The sequence below is a fragment of the uncultured Marinobacter sp. genome (assembly GCF_947259545.1).
In the GTDB taxonomy this organism is placed as follows: domain Bacteria; phylum Pseudomonadota; class Gammaproteobacteria; order Pseudomonadales; family Oleiphilaceae; genus Marinobacter.
The window spans coordinates 34,647-52,309 of record NZ_CAMYMK010000011.1 but is presented as its reverse complement, the minus strand read 5'-3'; the positions used below and the strand labels follow the sequence as shown (position 1 = coordinate 52,309).

13 protein-coding genes and 1 tRNA gene are annotated in these 17,663 nt (G+C 57.4%); 4 read left to right on the top strand and 10 right to left on the bottom strand.

The window, feature by feature from the left end; all coding sequences use genetic code 11:
• Positions 1-8: 8 nt before the first annotated feature.
• Positions 9-1,346 carry an alkane uptake protein AupA gene (gene aupA / locus Q0Y21_RS17065; protein ID WP_297798035.1) on the bottom strand — a complete coding sequence of 446 codons (1,338 nt, stop codon included), beginning with the start codon at positions 1,344-1,346 and terminating at the stop codon, positions 9-11.
• 320 nt (positions 1,347-1,666) lie between these two features.
• Complete coding sequence (locus Q0Y21_RS17060; RefSeq protein WP_297798033.1) at positions 1,667-4,783, bottom strand: Ig-like domain-containing protein; 3,117 nt, start codon at positions 4,781-4,783, stop codon at positions 1,667-1,669.
• Positions 4,784-5,429: 646 nt separating this feature from the next.
• Between Q0Y21_RS17060 and Q0Y21_RS17055 the strand changes: the two genes are divergently transcribed.
• Positions 5,430-5,978 carry a PEP-CTERM sorting domain-containing protein gene (locus Q0Y21_RS17055; RefSeq protein WP_297798031.1) on the top strand — a complete coding sequence of 183 codons (549 nt, stop codon included), beginning with the start codon at positions 5,430-5,432 and terminating at the stop codon, positions 5,976-5,978.
• A 72-nt stretch (positions 5,979-6,050) separates the two neighbouring features.
• Here Q0Y21_RS17055 and Q0Y21_RS17050 read toward each other — a convergent pair whose 3' ends face one another.
• The 6 genes from Q0Y21_RS17050 to rpsU form a co-directional block, all read right to left on the bottom strand.
• The gene (locus Q0Y21_RS17050; protein ID WP_297798029.1) at positions 6,051-7,442 is read right to left on the bottom strand and encodes a sensor domain-containing diguanylate cyclase; all 1,392 of its coding nucleotides are present in this window, start codon (positions 7,440-7,442) and stop codon (positions 6,051-6,053) included.
• Positions 7,443-7,458: 16 nt separating this feature from the next.
• Positions 7,459-8,622 (bottom strand): acyl-CoA dehydrogenase family protein, encoded by a 1,164-nt coding sequence (locus tag Q0Y21_RS17045; RefSeq protein WP_297798027.1) that lies wholly within the window; start codon positions 8,620-8,622, stop codon positions 7,459-7,461.
• Positions 8,623-8,785: 163 nt separating this feature from the next.
• Positions 8,786-8,862: transfer RNA gene (locus Q0Y21_RS17040), tRNA-Ile, on the bottom strand.
• 112 nt (positions 8,863-8,974) lie between these two features.
• A complete protein-coding gene (gene rpoD / locus Q0Y21_RS17035; protein WP_297798026.1) occupies positions 8,975-10,813 on the bottom strand; it encodes an RNA polymerase sigma factor RpoD in 1,839 nt (612 codons plus the stop codon).
• Between the two features lie 174 nt (positions 10,814-10,987).
• Positions 10,988-12,724, bottom strand: a complete 1,737-nt coding sequence (dnaG, locus tag Q0Y21_RS17030; protein ID WP_297798024.1) for a DNA primase — start codon at positions 12,722-12,724, stop codon at positions 10,988-10,990.
• Positions 12,725-12,878: 154 nt separating this feature from the next.
• On the bottom strand, positions 12,879-13,094 hold the full coding sequence (gene rpsU, locus Q0Y21_RS17025; protein ID WP_007153483.1) for a 30S ribosomal protein S21: 216 nt from the start codon (positions 13,092-13,094) through the stop codon (positions 12,879-12,881).
• 240 nt (positions 13,095-13,334) lie between these two features.
• Here rpsU and tsaD point away from each other — a divergent pair, with 240 nt between their 5' ends.
• Complete coding sequence (gene tsaD / locus Q0Y21_RS17020; RefSeq protein ID WP_297798022.1) at positions 13,335-14,390, top strand: tRNA (adenosine(37)-N6)-threonylcarbamoyltransferase complex transferase subunit TsaD; 1,056 nt, start codon at positions 13,335-13,337, stop codon at positions 14,388-14,390.
• A 7-nt stretch (positions 14,391-14,397) separates the two neighbouring features.
• On the opposite strand, the gene plsY is transcribed toward tsaD, so the two are convergent.
• Positions 14,398-14,982, bottom strand: a complete 585-nt coding sequence (plsY, locus tag Q0Y21_RS17015) for a glycerol-3-phosphate 1-O-acyltransferase PlsY (RefSeq protein ID WP_297798020.1) — start codon at positions 14,980-14,982, stop codon at positions 14,398-14,400.
• A 144-nt stretch (positions 14,983-15,126) separates the two neighbouring features.
• On the opposite strand from plsY, the gene folB reads away from it, so the two are divergent.
• Together folB and folK are read left to right on the top strand one after the other, a co-directional pair.
• The gene (gene folB, locus Q0Y21_RS17010; protein WP_297798018.1) at positions 15,127-15,483 is read left to right on the top strand and encodes a dihydroneopterin aldolase; all 357 of its coding nucleotides are present in this window, start codon (positions 15,127-15,129) and stop codon (positions 15,481-15,483) included.
• Positions 15,483-16,004, top strand: coding sequence for a 2-amino-4-hydroxy-6-hydroxymethyldihydropteridine diphosphokinase (gene folK / locus Q0Y21_RS17005; RefSeq protein WP_297798016.1), 522 nt, complete (start codon positions 15,483-15,485; stop codon positions 16,002-16,004). Before folB ends, folK begins: the two co-directional genes overlap by 1 nt.
• Here folK and pgi read toward each other — a convergent pair.
• On the bottom strand, positions 15,990-17,648 hold the full coding sequence (gene pgi / locus Q0Y21_RS17000; protein ID WP_297798014.1) for a glucose-6-phosphate isomerase: 1,659 nt from the start codon (positions 17,646-17,648) through the stop codon (positions 15,990-15,992). The two genes, folK and pgi, sit on opposite strands and share 15 nt — an antisense overlap.
• Positions 17,649-17,663: the final 15 nt, after the last annotated feature.

Genomic DNA, 17,663 nt, shown 5'->3' with positions numbered 1-17,663 from the left:
ACCTCTCCTCAGAACTTCAGGGTAATGGAACCGCTGACTACATGGATATCGCCATCGGCCGTGGCTTCCTGCTCGTTGCCGTCAAAGTCAACGATGGTGAAATCCCGTTCCTGCAATTGCTGGTACTGGTAGCCAAGATCCAGCCGTACCGGGTACGCGAGCAAGCGGGTGCGCTTATAGGTTGCGCTGATGCCAACACCGGCTACGATTTTGTCCGTATCCAGGTAGTTTAGTTCCGGGTTGCGCGTGGTTTTGAGAGGCGATTCCTCGTACGCCAGGCCACCGCGAAAGGCAAAGTGCTCGCCAAGGTCGAGCTCCGCACCAATGCGAGGGATCAGGATGTCGTCAAAACGGATGCGGTCACCGGAACTGACGCTTTCCTGGTCGCGGATGGTGTCGCCGGCAAACTCATCTTCCAGCTCAGACCAGTTCTGCTGCTCGATGCTACCGCCAACGCGCCAGCCATCGCCTTTGTACTGGGTACCGAAACCAAATGTTTCAGGCTGGAAGGAGTCGATGGTTGCCACGGCCAGGCTGAGACCGGGGTCCGGGATTGTCTGGGTCACGATGATGTTGGAGTTTACCGCCGTTGAGGCAGATGATTTGGTGCGATAGGTAAGCGCACTTTCCCACCCATCCAGAAAGCAATCGCTGTCAGGGCACAGTGTTTCGCCCCACCGGATGGTGGTGCCAAGGATGGATTTCAGCGACGGCTCGGCGTTGACGGCCAGTTGCTCGCGACTGGTTTCACCGCCCAGAGTGGATACTGCGTCGAGCTGGGCCTCGGCTTCCAGGGTTACTCGAACCGAGAAACCACCCGAAATGCCCCGCCAGAGTGGGGTTGCCCCACCGACGTTCAGGAACAGAGGTTCTTTTCCGTACTGGAGGTACTGGCCTGTCTCAGATGTTTCTGAAGAAAATGCCAACATCTCCTTGCCGTATTTCTCAACGCCAACAATAAAGCCCAGGTAAATCGGGTGGTCGAAACGGGTAAGCGAACCCAGATTGGTTTTCATGCCGAGCAGCACGTGTTGGCTGGGGGAATCGGACACAATATCGCCGTCCGCATCTGAGCGGGCAGAGCGAAGTTCCTGCTCGGCGTGGAGAATACCGCCGGTCAGCTCGCCACGTTCGTCCGTCGTCAGATAGGACGGGTTGTAGTAGGTGGCGGAGACCTGGTCGTTAAACATGGACAGTGACTGGGCGGTCGCGACATCTACGGGCATGATGCCGTAGGCAGTGCCGAGGTTGCCCATACTGGCGGATGCGATACCCGCAAAGCCTGCGGAGGTGGTGGCGACGGCAAGCGTAAGTGCCCGTACTGCGAAACGGTGGGAACCGGACATGAATGTGACTCCTGTTATTTTTGTCTGTCATGTTCATGTGACTGAGGTGATGAGCCTGGTCACAATTATGGATACTGGTAAAACTGTTTCGGAGTGTAACGACCTTGTCTTTTTGGGACGTTGGCTTCAATGACATGAATGCTCGTCGAAAAGAACACTTTTGTGCTTCCCCATCATTGACCAGTAAGGAAGGTAATGCGAGGTCATAACTGACAGACTTTGTTGGAAATGTGTGAGTGAGTGCGAGATTTTGTGTCCGATTCATGCAATAGAGGCCAGCGGGAGCTGGCCTCTATTGCGTTTTCGGGATGGGAAGTTGCCTAGTGTTGGGTATAAGGGGAGATGTAATTGAGGCGTAGCTGGCCCGCGGGGATTTCCAGGTGGATGCGGGTGTTGGCATCAATCGCTTCGTTTGCAATACCTTCACACAACCACTGGAACAGAATGCTCCCGCAGATACCGCCGGTATTTTCGGCAGTGATATCGATTTGTCCTGTCACTTCGACATCGATCGGGACCGCCTCCACGTTATCGAGCGCAATCTGCATCCTGCCGTCCTCCAGGAACGTGATAGGCCCCTTTAGAACCAGTTGGTCAATCGGGTAACTACGAAGATTGTGCCCGAGATTGGCGGGGCCGATGCTGGGGTTCAGGTAGGGCGCATCGAGGTAAACGTTCAGGGTGGTCTCGAATGTGAGGTCACCGTTTTCGTCTGAACGGATTCTGCCTTTTGGCGCTACGGAATGGCCGTCGTCATTTTCATCGTAGCGGATGCGCATGAGCATCGGTCCGGTGGGTATTTCCTCGTTTTCACTGAGATCCACGCTCAACACGAAATCGGGGAAGGCATCAACAAAGCTGGTATCGATAAAAGCCCATACGCTGCTCGAAGTGGTGGCGAGAATTGAGGGCAATATATCAACGGGGATGTCGCCATTGTCATCGGTGTCACCGGCCACGAGGGTGTCCAGCATGGCGCTCAGGTAGATGTACTGGTCCTTCTCGCAAGCAAGAGCGAATGCGCAGCCAATGTTGGCCCCTTGTACCAGTGTCTCTTCATTGATGGCGCTGACGCCCGTTGCTCTCAGGCCTGCGGCATTGGGGATGCTTTCTCCGGAAACGGAGCCGGCTTCGAGGCCCGACTGATACGCAAGGTCTGCGTTGGCGTCTGCTGCAGGCAGGTTCCTGAGGGGAAGGGCGACACGGTCACTCAGCGGTTTGGTGGCGGTAAAGTAGTTCACCAGGGGCTGGCCGCCGAATGTCCGGTTGTCCTGATCACGGGTTCCCTGGGTCAGGATCTGCGTTTGCAGGGGCAGGTTGGCTGCTGAGCGAATCGCCGTGTTGGCGTTAAGGGTGTAGCGATACAGTGTGTTTTCACTCCAGCCCACCATTGGGGTGATCAGTAGATGTCTCGGGCCGGTTTGGAGCGTGTAATCATTGGTTGGCACCGGTGTCCATCCGCCGTCTTCGAAGGATTCAATCGTCAGCGAATCGCCGGCGATAATGGTTGCCGGGTCGATGTTCTGGGAAAAGCGAACCGCAATGGGCTGGTTTCCCGGGTGCTGCGGAATCGGCAATAGGTCATCCGATGCCTTGCCCCCGGAGCATCGCCCCTGGTGGCCGCCGGCAGTGTCGACCGAATCCTTGGCACAGGGGAACCCCGGTAAGGTCGTCAGGGCGATAGGGGACTGGTCGGCCGGGGTGCCGTCCAACGTAGGGGATAATTCGAAATCAAGTTGTGGGGCGGTCAGGCCCTGTCCTGACAGATCCTGTATTCCGTTAAGCAGCAGGCTGTAGCGCGCACCGTGTGCCAGCGGAGATGTAGGCTGAATGGAGAGAATCGAGCCGTTCAGTGAGTAGGTGAATCGTTGCTCCACGCCATCTTTTATCAGGGAAATGCTTTCGCGGGACACAGACCCCGGCAGCACCGGCTCGGAAAAATAGACGATAACAGGGTCGCCCGGCCGAACCTTGTCCTGATTGTCCTCGCCCGGCACCCAGCTTTTAATGGTTGGTGCTTTATTATCCGCAAAGCTGGCCTCGGAGGGGGCATCGTCCGGGTTGCGATAGCTTTCCAGGCGGAAGGAAATCAGTCCCGAGGCAACATCCACGCCCATGACGTCGGGTTCTATGACACCCACAGCTTCAATACTCAGGGCGCCGTCCTCCACCATGGCGGTCCCGACCAGGTGCACGTGAAGCAGTTCCTGGCCCAGGGCGGCGTTGGCAATGGTGTTGCCGGTATTCAGTGCCATATCGATGTAGAGTTCGACGAGGCGGGGGGCGTTCTCGTTGTCGGTGTACGGGTTCTTCATCAGGAAGCCGTTGGCATCGGACAGGAAGCGGACTTCCACCGCTTCCGATGAGAAGCCTGCAGGCAGCGCCCCGGCCACGTTAACGACCACATCAGACCCGGTCATCAGCGCGCCCCGCCCGATTCGCAGTGGCACGCTTTGCCCGGCGTTTTCGAACTTCGGAATAAAACCGAGCTCCGCGAATACGGTACCGGTCGCGGTGGTGGCGTTGCTGTCGCCCAGTAACAGAGAGCTCAGTTGTACTGAATTATAGTCTTCGCCGGACAGCGCGAGCTTTCCGGTATCGGTCGTGGCTGTCTGGGCCATGCGTTCGCGGACACCCTTCGGAGAGGTCGAGTCCAATGGTGTAAAAGTCCACGGCGCTTCTGGTGGCAACGCCAGGGGCGCGTCAGCAATGGTGCTGCGGATACCCTCGGTCAGGCTGATGGTGTAGGTCTGGGACGGATCCAGATCGTCGTCCGGATCGACGGTAACCCGGTGGCCCTGAACGTACATTTCTGCAGGTACAGGTGTGTTGCTGGCATCCAGCAGGCTGATGGTTTCGCCATAGATCAGAGTCTGCTCATTCACCGGCTCGGTGAACTGGATACGCAGTACCGAGATGTCGGTTGCCGGGTAGGCATCGGTCCCCTTGGGAATCATGCGGGCAACCCGAAAGCCATTGCCCTCGGTACGATCGAGTAGTGGACCTCGGGTTGCGGGTGCTGTGGTGAAAGAAATACCACCATCCGGCAGTGTAATCTCGCCCATGCTGGTGGCGAGGCCGTTGTTGACCAGGGTGTAGCGGGTGCCCGGTCTCAGAGGCTGCTGTGGTCGGGCGGCAATGCCTTGCTGGCCGCTCGTCACGGTCAGATCGGTCAGGGTGACCATCTCCCCCTGGTCGCTTTCCAGGCGCAACATGTCCGGGGAGAGCTTATTCTCATCCAATGACAAGGCCCGGGTAAAACGCATGAAAACCGGGGTGGTGACGGGAACGGCTGCCTGGTCAGCGGCCGGGTAGCTGAAATAAAGTTCACCAGGGCTGTTATCTGTGTCCCGTATGGTTTGTTCTTCGCCGCCACAACCTGTCAGGCCGATGCCGATGGCCATCAGGGCAAGGAGGGCTGTTCTGGGGATAATCATAGCTGGAGCCGCTATATACAGCGGTCCCCTGCTGGAAGAGGGAGAGCCATTCATTCGAGTACTCCGTTGTTATTGTGAGTCGTTGCGGTTCTTGTGACCGCTTTATCATTGGTTGGGATAGTAGGCCCATTGATTGGGCCAAAGGTTTGGCTTTGGCGACGTTGGAGGTGTCGGGGGTAGGTCAATTCGCGATTAAGCCGGCACGGTTATGGGATTCGTGGTGGATTCCAATAAGCCATGAAATCAGTTTTTGTTGTGTTTTTGTGATGTGGTTGGCAATTGGTACATGGTAAACAGGTTTGTAAATAAAACTGACGCAAAGAAGCTGGCTGCCCAATACCTGTGGCCTCATGGCCAGCTCCTTTTAGCCGGATTGCGGCTGATTATCCAAAAATGTCGACGAAATTTACAGTTGTGAATATGGCTGGCGTAAATGAGGCCGCTGAGTGTTATTCAACTATATGTTTTATATAAAAATTATGTCATTGGCGTGGCTTGTGCTTGCTCATTCGAAGAGGCCAGATTCGGATTAAGGGCTGATTATCCAAAACCCGGACCTTGGCTGATTAGGCGTAAGGCGTCCAAATAAGGAAGAAGTCTGTTTGAACGATTGTCATTAACAGGCGAAGTTTAATGGAGAAATACTATGAGAACGTTCTCTAAATCCTTGGTGCTGGTGGCGTCTATGTCGCTTGCCGGTACCGCATGGGGATATATGATCGGGGGCGTTGATGTTGGGGATGTCGACCCTCTTGCAGCGGAAACCAACGACCTCAATTCACTGGGATTCTGTGGTAGTGGCAGTAGTGAGTCGGTGGAATCGTGCTGGATAAATAATGTGCTAGGGACCGACACAACCTATGGCGTCAAGGAAGAGGATGTCTCCTACGAGTTCGTGGATGGAAGTAGTTCCATCATCGGATTCGGGTTGGACAGCCCGACCGAGTACTTTATGATCAAGAACTCTACCTGGTGGGGACTGTTTGAAAATAACGAAAGTCTGGACTGGGCGGTCATCGACTCTGCGTTGGTGAGTGCTGGTTTCAACCTGCCGGATGGCGAGGAGCTGATCATCAGTCACGTTGCTCCCATAGGCGATACGGTCACGGTGCCCGAGCCAGGTACGCTGGCATTGCTGGGTCTTGGCTTGTTTGCCATCGGTCTTAAAGGTCGTTGGGCTAGAAAGCAGACTTGATCCAGCAGCTTGGTGTTGTTGTATTCGAATGCGTCAATAACGGAAACGCTCCTCCCTGAGGGGCGTTTTTCGTTAGCCGTCGTGATCCGTGCAAATGCGATTACGCCCGCCCTGTTTGGCGCGATAGAGTTGTTGATCAGCCGCCTGAATCAGTGAGGTGGGATCGTCGGAATCGGGCATAATTGTGGCAATGCCACAGCTGAAGGTGATCTGATGGCCCACTGGTGAATCCGGGTGCAGGAGGTTCTCTTGCGCCAACCTTTTCTGGCAATGAAGCAATAAGGTTTTCGCTTGCTGATATCCGGTGTGGGGCAGCAACAGAATGAACTCCTCTCCTCCATAACGTGCCAGCATATCGCTGGAACGGCGAACGGTCTGAGACAGAATCTCGGCTACCTTACGCAAGCACTCATCCCCTGCAAGATGCCCAAGACAGTCGTTATAGCGCTTGAAATGATCCAGATCGAAAATGGCCAGGCTGACGGGGGCCTGTTGCCGGCGAGCCTCGGACCAGGCCTGTTCAAGGGCTACGTCGAAACGACGCCGATTTGCGACGCCGGTCAGTCCGTCCTGGAAGGACAGCTTTTCCAGGTGCTTGTTCATAATGTTCAGGGCGGCCTGGGCGCGTTTACGGACGCTGATATCGTTGACGAACAGGGACAGGCCGAGGGTATTGTCCTGCCTGTCCCTGATTTGAGCCAGTTTCAATTCTACGTCGCAGAGAGCACCTGAGTTCAGTCGGCATCGTAACTCCGCTGTCATGTAGCCTTCGGGGGTGTTGAGGGTCTGCGCCAGTATTACCGGCAACTGGTCATGCCACTGATCGGAAGCAACCGTCCGGACATTCCGATTGATCGCCTTGTCGCTGTCGATACCAAAAAGGTGTGTTGCCGCCAGGTTCCACTGGACAACGGTGCCGTCGACAGTTGTCGCGATCATTGCCTCGTTAGCGGTCTCGAAAAGGTGGGTCAGAAAGTCGGTGGACTGGGTAAAGCGTTTCAACTCCCGCAGAGGGTCTTTGGGCGACACGCTGAGCTGTCTGTTTATGTTGGCGAGTCGATCGCGATGATCGTACCGTTGTTGGCTTTCTTCCAGCCGCTGTTGAATGTTCAGCGCAGAAAGGTAGCGTTCCGCTGAGCAGTATTTGCCCATTCGGCTAAAGGGAGAGTGGATCTGGCGAGTGAGTGGGGAGTGCTCGTCAACACCCACAAAGCTCCAATGTGCCAAAGGCGCTATCGGGGCCAGTGTTTGGGCACAAACCAGTGGTTGTGTCAGGCCTGCATCCAGAATACCCAGGAGCAGCTCATTCCCGTTTTGTTGTTCCCTCTCCAGTAATTCTCTGGCTCCGGTCAGGTTCCCGCAGACATACAGCGGGACGGAGGAGTCCTGGAGTGCCTCCGTCAGTGTGTCACGATGCGATGAGGCCGTATTGGCCGGCTCGAGGATCAGTACAAATCCAACCACGCAGTCGTCCTCCCATCTAGAGGAGTGGCATTCCCAAAGCCTGCCGACCGATCCACAGTTTTAACAGGTCGGTTGTAGGGGACATGACGTGCGCTGCCCGAGCATCACGCAGGCGGCGCGCCTGGGCATCGTTATCCCGGTAGGCCCTGCCGCCACAACAGCTCATGGCTTCGTTTGTCACGTATACGGCAGTATCCGCCGAGTCAGCTTTGGCCATCATGATCTGGGTCAGTGCCTCAGGGTGTCCCTGATCCACGAGATAGGCTGCCCGGTATAGCAGGGCGCGGCATCTGTCGACGGCAATCTTCATCTGGGCAACGCGATACTGGATGACATCGTGATCGGCCAGCCCATCACCGGCGTGGGCGTAGGTGCGGTGGCTGATCTGGTCGATGGTCTGGTTGAGCGATGCCAGAGCCAACCCGGTATAGGTTGCCGCCATGGCTGTAAGAAAGTACGGGGTGATGATCTCAAACACATACCAGATCTGATCTCCCTCCTCTCCAAGGAGGTTGTCAGTGGGAACCCGAACCTGATCGAGTTGCATGCCGCGAGATGAATTGCCACGCATGCCGAGACCTCGCCAGTCCGGCAGCCAACCGATGCCTGGAGTGTCGCGGTCGACCATTAGGCAGTTGAAGTCACCACCGCCTGTGGTCTGGCCACTGACCTGGGCGGAGATGACGTAGGAGTCAGCATGTCCGCCATTGGTTACAAACTGTTTGGTGCCGTGGATGTCGAAATGGCCATCGACTCGCGACAACTGTGTTTGCGGCAGATAAAAGTGAGCACCGGTGCCGGCTTCCGAAAGGGCGAGTGTGGTGATGTGTCGGTTATCTGCAATGGGGACAAGGTATTTGTCCTGCTGATACCTGGTGGCCTTGCTCGCAATAACGGCGGAGCCGACACAGTGCATGGCGTAGCACAGGGCGGAAGAGCTGCACCCTTGCGCCAGGGTTTCGATGATTGCAGCGAGTGCAAGCAGTCCCTGCTCGTGACCGCCCAACCTTTTAGGCACATGAAGTCCCATCAGATCAGCCTGTGCCAGTGCCTCAAAGGCATGGCTCGGCCACTGTGCGTTTTCGTCCACCTTTTGCGCTTCCGGGACCAATACCTGGTCGGTGATGTCCCTGGCAATATGGCGGAGTCTTATCAGGCTGGGAGGGAGCAGTTCATCCATGAGCTTGGGGTGCCTTTGACTGCCAATCTTTTTGAATAGACCGTTATAGTTTTAGCAGACTATTACGTGACTGCCTATTCCGAACTGTGCGACGTTGCAGAAAAGTGGTGTCCGGTGCTGGAGAGTCAGCCTGGCTGTTTCTAAGGTAAGTATCTGATATGAATGGTGGGCCCACCTGGACTCGAACCAGGGACCAAAGGATTATGAGTCCTCTGCTCTAACCAACTGAGCTATAGGCCCTTATGCAGCGAATGCTGTTTTAAGGTTTGCTTTGTGAGGTCGCCCCGGAGGGGAAACAAAGCGGGCGCCATTATACCGGTGAGGGGTGGCGCCCGCTACTGTTGTTGCGGTGTTATCCGTTGCCCTGGTCGTCAATGAAGCCGCGCAGGTGATCGGAACGGGAAGGGTGACGCAGTTTGCGCAGGGCCTTGGCTTCGATCTGACGGATACGCTCCCGGGTGACGTCGAACTGTTTGCCGACTTCTTCCAGGGTGTGGTCGGTGTTCATCTCGATACCGAAACGCATGCGCAGTACCTTGGACTCACGGGCTGTGAGGCCGGCCAGTACCGAGCGGGTGGCTTCCCGCAGACCTTCTGCGGTCGCGGAGTCCACCGGCGAGAGCGCCTGGATGTCTTCGATGAAATCACCGAGATGACTGTCTTCGTCATCACCGATCGGGGTTTCCATGGAGATCGGCTCTTTGGCGATCTTCAGGACCTTGCGGATCTTGTCTTCCGGCATCTCCATGCGTTCGCCAAGCTCTTCCGGTGTGGGTTCGCGACCCATTTCCTGCAGCATCTGGCGCGAGATGCGGTTGAGCTTGTTGATGGTTTCGATCATGTGCACCGGAATACGGATGGTGCGGGCCTGGTCTGCGATGGAGCGGGTGATGGCCTGACGAATCCACCAGGTAGCGTAGGTAGAGAACTTGTAGCCACGACGGTATTCGAACTTGTCGACCGCCTTCATCAGGCCGATATTGCCTTCCTGAATCAGGTCCAGGAACTGCAGGCCACGGTTGGTGTATTTCTTGGCAATGGAAATAACCAGGCGCAGGTTGGCTTCAACCATCTCTTTCTTGGCGCGGCGCGCCTTGGCTTCGCCGATAGAAACCCGACGGTTGATTTCCTTGATGTCGGAAACTTCCAGATCTACTTCGGTCTGGATGTTATGGATGCGCTTTTGCAGACGCACAATCTCGTCAATACGCTCGCTGATGGCGGACGCGTAGGGTTTCTTGCTCTTGCCAATCTTTTCGGCCCAGTCCAGGCTGACTTCATTGCCCGGGAAAGACTTGATGAAATCCTTGCGGGGCATTTTGCATTCACGGACGCAGATCTTCATGATCGCGCGCTCATTTTCGCGCACCAGGTCGTTGGTGGAGCGAACAACGTTAACCAGTTCCTCAAATGCCTTGTTGGCCAGCTTGAAGGGGGCAAATACCTGTCCCAGCTCGTTCAGGGCTTCCTGGGTTTTCTTGTCGCCGCGGCCGTGCTTCTCAAGTGCCTCGTGGGCGGCATCGAGCTTTTCTTTCAGCAATTCGAAACGCAGGCGGGTCTCTTCGGGATCCGGGCCGCTTTCGGTCTCTTCTTCGGAGTCGTCATCGTCGTCGGATGAGTCACTGTCACTGCTGCTTTCTGCCGGGGTTTCCTCGCCCATGAATGGCTCGGCGTCGTCCGGGTCCAGAAAGCCGGTGACGATGTCATTAATGCGGCCTTCGTTCTCAATGATGCGCTCATACGCCTGCAGCACAGTGCCAGCGGTGCCCGGGAAGTGAGCCACGGCAGCCATCACATCACGGATACCTTCCTCGATGCGCTTGGCGATGACGATTTCGCCTTCGCGGGTCAGCAGTTCAACAGTACCCATCTCGCGCATGTACATGCGAACCGGGTCGGTCGTGCGACCGGCGTCGGTCTCAACGGCGGCGAGGGCGGCAGCGGCTTCAGCGGCAGCAGCTTCGTCGGCGGTGGAGTCACCTTCGGTCATGAGCAGGGTGTCGGCGTCGGGGGTTTCCTCGCACACCTGGATACCCATGTCATTGATCATGCGAATGATGTCTTCGACCTGATCCGGGTCGGCAATGTCTTCCGGGAGGTGGTCGTTTACCTCGGCGTAAGTCAGGTAACCTTGTTCCTTGCCTCGTGCAATGAGGTCTTTCAAACGTGATTTCTGCGAATTGCCTGACATAGACACCCTGTGAACTCGCTGGTAAAAGGAAAAAAAGTTAAACAGCCATTATAGCTGCCGCTCGGTTGCTCTGCCACCGGATGGTTAGATGGTGATCAACGCTTCAAGTTTCAAGTGCAATACAGGTTTGACCCTGTATTTTCCTGTTTTTGCCCCGCAACCCTGGATTGCGGGTCAGTCTTCGGCACGCTCGCTCAGAGCTTTCAGCTCCTGGCGTTCTTCCGGCGTAAGGTCTGCAAGGCTTCGCTTGGCAGACAGCAATGACATCAGGCGCTGCTTGCGGGCCGCTTCCTGATTCGGGGTCAGCAGCTCCCTGGCGCCGGCCAGGGTGCTTTCCCGTGACGGTATGTGCTCAATGCCGTCGAACAGATGGTAAAAGCGCTCCCGCGCCTGCTTGTCGGTGGCCAGTGTGCGCACCAGTTTGCGGCGATCGCGGATCTGGCCTTCCAGTATCCATTCCGCGAAACGCCTTGCCTGGCCAAACTGCCGGGACTGGCGTGCCAGTTCGACCACATCGCTGGCCATATCCGGGGCTTCCAGCAGGGCCAGGCACAGCGTGCTGTCCTTGCTGAGCCTGACATCAATCCGTTCTTCCTGAATTCTGTCGCGGCGCTCACCGAACCGCTTCTGCCCGTTTTGTGGGCGGCGGTTCTGCCAGTCGTTGCGGCCACCGCAAAGCCGCAGCATCTCATGCCACATGGCATCCCGCAGGGTGCTTCTGGGCATCTTGTTCAGCAGTGGTTCCGCCCGGGCCCGGAGTTCTCCCCGGTGCTCCGGCAGCTGCAGGTCCAGCCCCTCGCTCTGTCGGTCAAACAGATAGCGGGACAAGGGTGTGGCGCCTTCAATTCGCTTCTGGAAGGCCTCAGTGCCCTCCTTGCGGACCAGTGTGTCCGGGTCTTCGCCATCCGGCAGCATCAGGAACTGGAGGTGCAGTCCATCCGCCATCAGTTCCAGGGCGTTCTCCAGGGCGCGATCCGCAGCGCGGAATCCGGCCTGGTCACCGTCAAAGCAGAAGACCAGGTGCCGTACCTGCCGGAGCAGGGCGGTCAGGCTGTCCTGGTTGGTCGCTGTGCCCAGTGTGGCGACCGCAAAATGGATATCGTGCTGCGCCAGCGCGATAACATCCATGTAGCCTTCCACGACCAGCAGCTTGTCCAGCTGCCGGATGGCCTGTTTGGCTTCGTACAGGCCGTAGATTTCCCGGCTCTTGTGAAAAACATCGGACTCCGGAGAGTTGATGTACTTGGCCTTGTCGTCACCGAGGGTTCGCCCCCCGAAAGCGATGGTCTTGCCCCTGCTGTTGCGAATCGGAAACATCACCCGATTGCGGAACAGATCCCGGGGGCGGCCGTACTTATCGGAAACCGTACCGGTTTCAATCAGTGGCCCCTGCAGGTCCTTGTTGCAGGAATCAAACAGCGCGGTGCCCGTGCCGGGCGCATACCCCAACTGGTATAGCTGGATGATGTTGTCGTCCAGCCCCCGTTGCCTGAGGTAGTCCCTCGCGAATTCGCCCTGCGGGCTGCGTAGCGCGGACTGGTAAAATCGACTGGCATAATCCAGGGCGTCGGTCAGTGTACGGGCCTGCTGGATTTCCTGTCGCGCGCTTTGATCGTAAGGCACTTCCAGGCCGGCACGTTTCGCCAGTTCCTCGACCGCTTCGGTAAACCCCAGTCCCTCGAACTCCCGCACAAAACTGATGGCGTCGCCATGGGCGCCACAGCCGAAGCAGTGGTAAAAGCCTTTGTCGGGGCGTACGTTGAAGGACGGTGTCTTCTCATCATGAAACGGGCAGCGGGCCTTGTAGTTGGCGCCGGCTTTCTTCAGCGTGATGCGTGATCCGATAAGCTCCGCCAGGTCCACTCGATCCAGCAGATCTTCAACAAAACGTTGAGGGATCAGTCCGCTCATGATGACTCCGGTTGCACAGGAATGCCGGCTTAGCGCCGCCAATAGCCAAAAATGCCGCCGAAGCCAGGCCTCGGCGGCATTTAGGAATCGCTCTGTGCAGCCTGCGGCTTAACAGGCGATTATTGGTATGCAGTCAAGCGGCGTCAGCTAAAGCTTAGTACAGACGCTCGAACTTGCGCTGTTCCCGCTGAAGCTTCTTGAGATGACGCTTAACGGCAGCGGCTGCCTTACGCTTGCGAACGGCTGTCGGCTTCTCGTAGTGCTCACGACGACGTACTTCCGACAGTACACCTGCTTTTTCGCAGGAACGCTTAAAGCGACGCAGGGCTACGTCAAACGGTTCATTCTCTTTCACTTTAACAGCTGGCATTCGAAAATCACCTACCTGATGTATTCGGTTTCTGTTTTGTCTGATCGACTCGTGCGTCGAATCGACTCGATACCTGGTCAGATTGGCTAAAACTCGACCAGTGCGTATTTAAGGGCGGCAATGATAGCCCCTGCTCCGGGGTGAGGTCAATGTTTGTTCGATGAAACTGCCAGTGGGTTTCGGCTTTCTGCTAAAATACCGCTCCTGACCATTCATGCCACCCGTAGTGATCCATTATCTATGCTGATTCTCGGAATTGAAACCTCCTGCGACGAAACCGGAGTCGCCCTTTACCACAGCGAGCAGGGCCTGTTGGCTCATGCTCTTTTCAGCCAGATTGATATGCATGCGGACTATGGTGGCGTGGTGCCGGAGCTGGCGTCGCGTGATCATGTCCGTAAGTTGCTGCCCCTGTGCGATCAGGTGCTCGCAGAAGCCGGGCGCAGCCGTAAGGACCTTGAGGGCATTGCCTATACTGCCGGTCCGGGCCTGGTCGGGGCGCTGATGGTGGGTGGTTCCGTCGCCCACGCCCTGGGCTTTGCCCTGGGTATTCCGGTGCTGGGTGTGCATCACATGGAGGGCCATCTGTTGGCGCCCATGCTGGAACTACAGCCACCGGCATTTCCGTTTGTGGCCTTGCTGGTGTCCGGTGGGCATACACAGCTGGTCCGGGTGGACGGTATCGGTGAATACGAGTTGTTGGGGGAGTCGGTTGATGATGCCGCCGGGGAAGCCTTTGACAAAACCGCAAAAATGCTCGGGCTCGACTATCCTGGCGGTCCGAGGGTGGCGGCCCTGGCCGAAAAGGGCACCGCTGGCCGTTATCGGTTCCCGCGGCCGATGACGGATCGCCCGGGATTGGACTTCAGCTTCAGTGGCCTGAAAACGTTTACGCTCAATACCGTCACAGCGGAGGAAGAAGCTGGTGGCCTGGATGATCAGACCCGGGCGGATATTGCCCTGGCGTTTGAGGCAGCCGTGGTGGATACGCTGACCATCAAGTGCCGGCGGGCTCTGGAGCAGACGGGCTGCAAACGGCTGGTTATTGCTGGCGGGGTAAGCGCTAACAAACGCCTGAGGGCAGGGTTGGAGAAGATGACGGAAAAGCACAGGGCCAGTGTGTTTTACGCTCGTCCCGAGTTTTGCACCGACAACGGCGCCATGATTGCTTATGCCGGTTGCCAGCGTCTGCAGGCGGGGCAGAGGGATGGCGATCGTATTCTGGCGGTCCCGCGCTGGCCAATGAATACCCTGCCGCCCGTGTCACAGCCCCGTTCGAATGGGCTGGTGGACTGATCAGGCGCTAGAATTTGGCTTCGCGCCCCTGGGCCAGGCGTATCAGGTTGTTGCGGTGGCGCACGACAATAAGAATGGCGAGCAAGCCAAACAGGGGCAGGGTTTTGGGATCAATGAGCGCGCTGATCAGCGGTCCGCTGACGATGGCAATGATTGATGCCAATGCCGAGATGCGCCAACGCCACAGGACCAGCGCCCAGATCGCAGCCATCAGCACAGTGGTCAGGGGCGCCAGCGCCAGACCCGAACCCAGTGCGGTTGCAACGCCCTTTCCCCCTTTGAAGCGGTAGAAAACCGGCACCATGTGGCCGGTGACTGCGCACAGCGCAACCATGGCCTGGGCCAGAATCGACAGGCCGGCGGCGTGGGCCAGCCATACCGGCACAAAGCCCTTGGCGGCATCCAGCGCCAGGGTCAGGGCCGCGGGCACCCAGCCACCGTTACGGTAGACATTGGTGGCCCCCGGATTACCGGATCCCAGTGCGCGCGGGTCTGGCAACTTCCATAGCTTGCAGATCTCAACGGCAAACAGCACGGAGCCGACCAGGTAGGCCAGAGCGCACAGTAAAACTATCAGTACAGGGTCACTCATTGAATTCCCGGGCAATTGGTCCGGAGCAAAGACGCGTCCGGTGAATTTATGCGAAAATGCCGGCCCCACGAACGCCTCAGGCCGAGAATCACACAGTATCCGTAGCCTGTACGTTATTCAATCAGCAAAGAGTGTAATAATTCGGTGGCAGACAGTGTTCTGATCGAGGGCCTGGCCGTAGAGGCGGTGATTGGCGTATATGACTGGGAGCGTGACGTTACCCAGCGGCTGGTGGTGGACCTGGAGATGGGCTGGGATAACCGCATTCCCGGAGCGTCCGATAACGTTGCCGATGCGCTGGACTACGCGACGGTCAGCGAGAAAGTGACCCGCTGGCTGCAGCACGCCAGGCCTGAGCTTCTGGAAGCGGCGGCCGAGGGGCTTGCAGCCATGATACAGACGGATTTCGGTGTGCCATGGCTAAAGCTGACGCTGCGTAAGCCGGGTGCGGTGCCAACTGCCAGAGCCGTTGGTGTCCGTATTGAACGGGGGCAGCAGTGATGACCGCCAGGGCGCGGGTGTATATCAGCATCGGCAGCAATATCGACCGGTCACACTACATTACGGTGGCGTTGGATGCTCTCTCGGAGTGGTTTGAGGTGTTGACGATTTCACCGGTCTACGAAAGTGAGGCCGTCGGGTTTGATGGGTCACCTTTCTACAACCTGGTGGTCGGTGTAGATACGGACTGGAGTGTTGGCGAGCTTTCGCGTCGTTTCAAGCAGCTGGAAGCTGATAATGGTCGCCGACGAGGTGAGCCGAGATTTCGTGCGCAGACGCTGGACCTCGATATCCTCACGTATAACGATGTCGTCGGTGAAGTCGACGGCGTGAAGTTGCCCCGAGATGAAATTCTCAGGAACGCCTTTGTGCTCTGGCCCCTGTCCGATATTGCGCCGAACGACCGCCACCCGGTCTGTGGCAAGACCTATCGGGAGTTGTGGCAGTCGTACTCAAGCGATCAGAAACTCTGGCCAATCGACTTTACCTGGAAGGGCAGGCGGATTTCACGACCGCTTTGACTGGAACAGCCGGATCAAGTGCGCGGTTGAGCTGTCGCTTTTGGCTTTCGGCGTCGGGTCACCAATGATCTGGTCCAGGATACCCTTGCCCATCTGCTTGCCCAGCTCCACGCCCCACTGGTCGAATGAGTCCACATCCCATATCACACCCTGAACAAAAGTGCGGTGCTCATAAAGCGCAATCAGTGCGCCGAGGGTTTCCGGGGTGAGTTTGTCCATCAGCAGGGTATTGCTCGGTTTGTTGCCGGGAATCACCTTGTGTGGTGCCAGGGCCTCGATGTCGTCTGGTGACAGTCCTTCCTGCTCCAGTTCCTGCCGGGCTTCTTCCTCGGTTTTACCGGTCATCAGGGCCCGTGACTGACTCAGGCAGTTGGCAAACAGCATGGCGTGGTGTTCACCCACCGGGTTTTGACTCTGCAACGGAATAATGAAATCCGCGGGAATCAGTCGTGTGCCCTGGTGCAGCAACTGATGGTAGGCGTGTTGGCCATTGGCGCCGACACCGCCCCAAATGATGGGGCCGGTAGGATAGGTCACTGCCTGACCACCCTGGGTGACGCATTTGCCGTTGCTTTCCATGTCCAGTTGCTGCAAATGCGCGGGCAGGCTTTCCAGGTAATGGTCGTAGGGCAGGATGGCGTGAGTCGCGGCGCCCCAGAAGTTGCTGTACCAGACACCCAGCATGGCCATGATCACCGGCAGGTTCTGTTCCAGTGGGGTATGGCGAAAGTGCTGATCCATGGTGTGAGCACCGGCCAGCAGAGCGCGGAAGTTGGCCATGCCCACCAGCAGGGCGATGGGCAGCCCGATCGCCGACCATAGCGAATAGCGGCCGCCTACCCAGTCCCACATCGGGAAAATGTTCTCGCCGGCGATGCCGAATGTTTCCGCCTCTTGGGGGTTGGCTGTCACGGCGATAAAGTGTCGGGCAATGGTAGTCTCGGTGCCCCCGTTTTTCAGGAACCAGTCCCGGGCAATCTGGCTGTTCTCCAGCGTTTCCTGGGTGCGGAAGGACTTGGACTGAACGAGGAACAGGGTGGTTTCCGGATTCACCTGATGCAGAACTTCGGAAATGTCAGAGCCGTCAATGTTGGCCACGAAGTGGCCTCTGAGCTGACCGTTCTGGTAGGGCCTTAGTGCCTCGCTGACCAGTTTCGGGCCGAGGAACGAACCGCCAATACCGATGCTCACAACGTCCGTAAAGGGTTTGCCGGTGAAGCCTGTACGCTGACCTGACAGGATGTCGTCGGTAAATGACTCCATGCGGGCCAGTGTTTGCTCCACTTCGGGCATGATGTCGATGCCGTCGACCATGACCGCGTCACCGCCGACATTCCGCAGGGCGGTATGCAGGGCGGGTCGGCCTTCGGTGACGTTGATGCGGTCACCCCGGAACATGGCTTCTGTCCGCTCGGACACTCCGCACTCCCTCGCCAGTGCTATCAGGCTGGCCAGGACTTCGTCGGTCATGCGGTTTTTGGAGTAATCGAGGGATAGGCCCGCCCCCTCGCTGAAAAAACGCCGCGCACGGTCGGGGTCCTGTTCAAACAACGCCCGCATGGGCGTGTTCTTCAGGTCTTGCTGGAGGCTCGCAAGAGCCCGCCACTCGGGTCGAGACGTGAGTGGCGTGGGATCCTGGGGCATGATGATTCCTTTCGG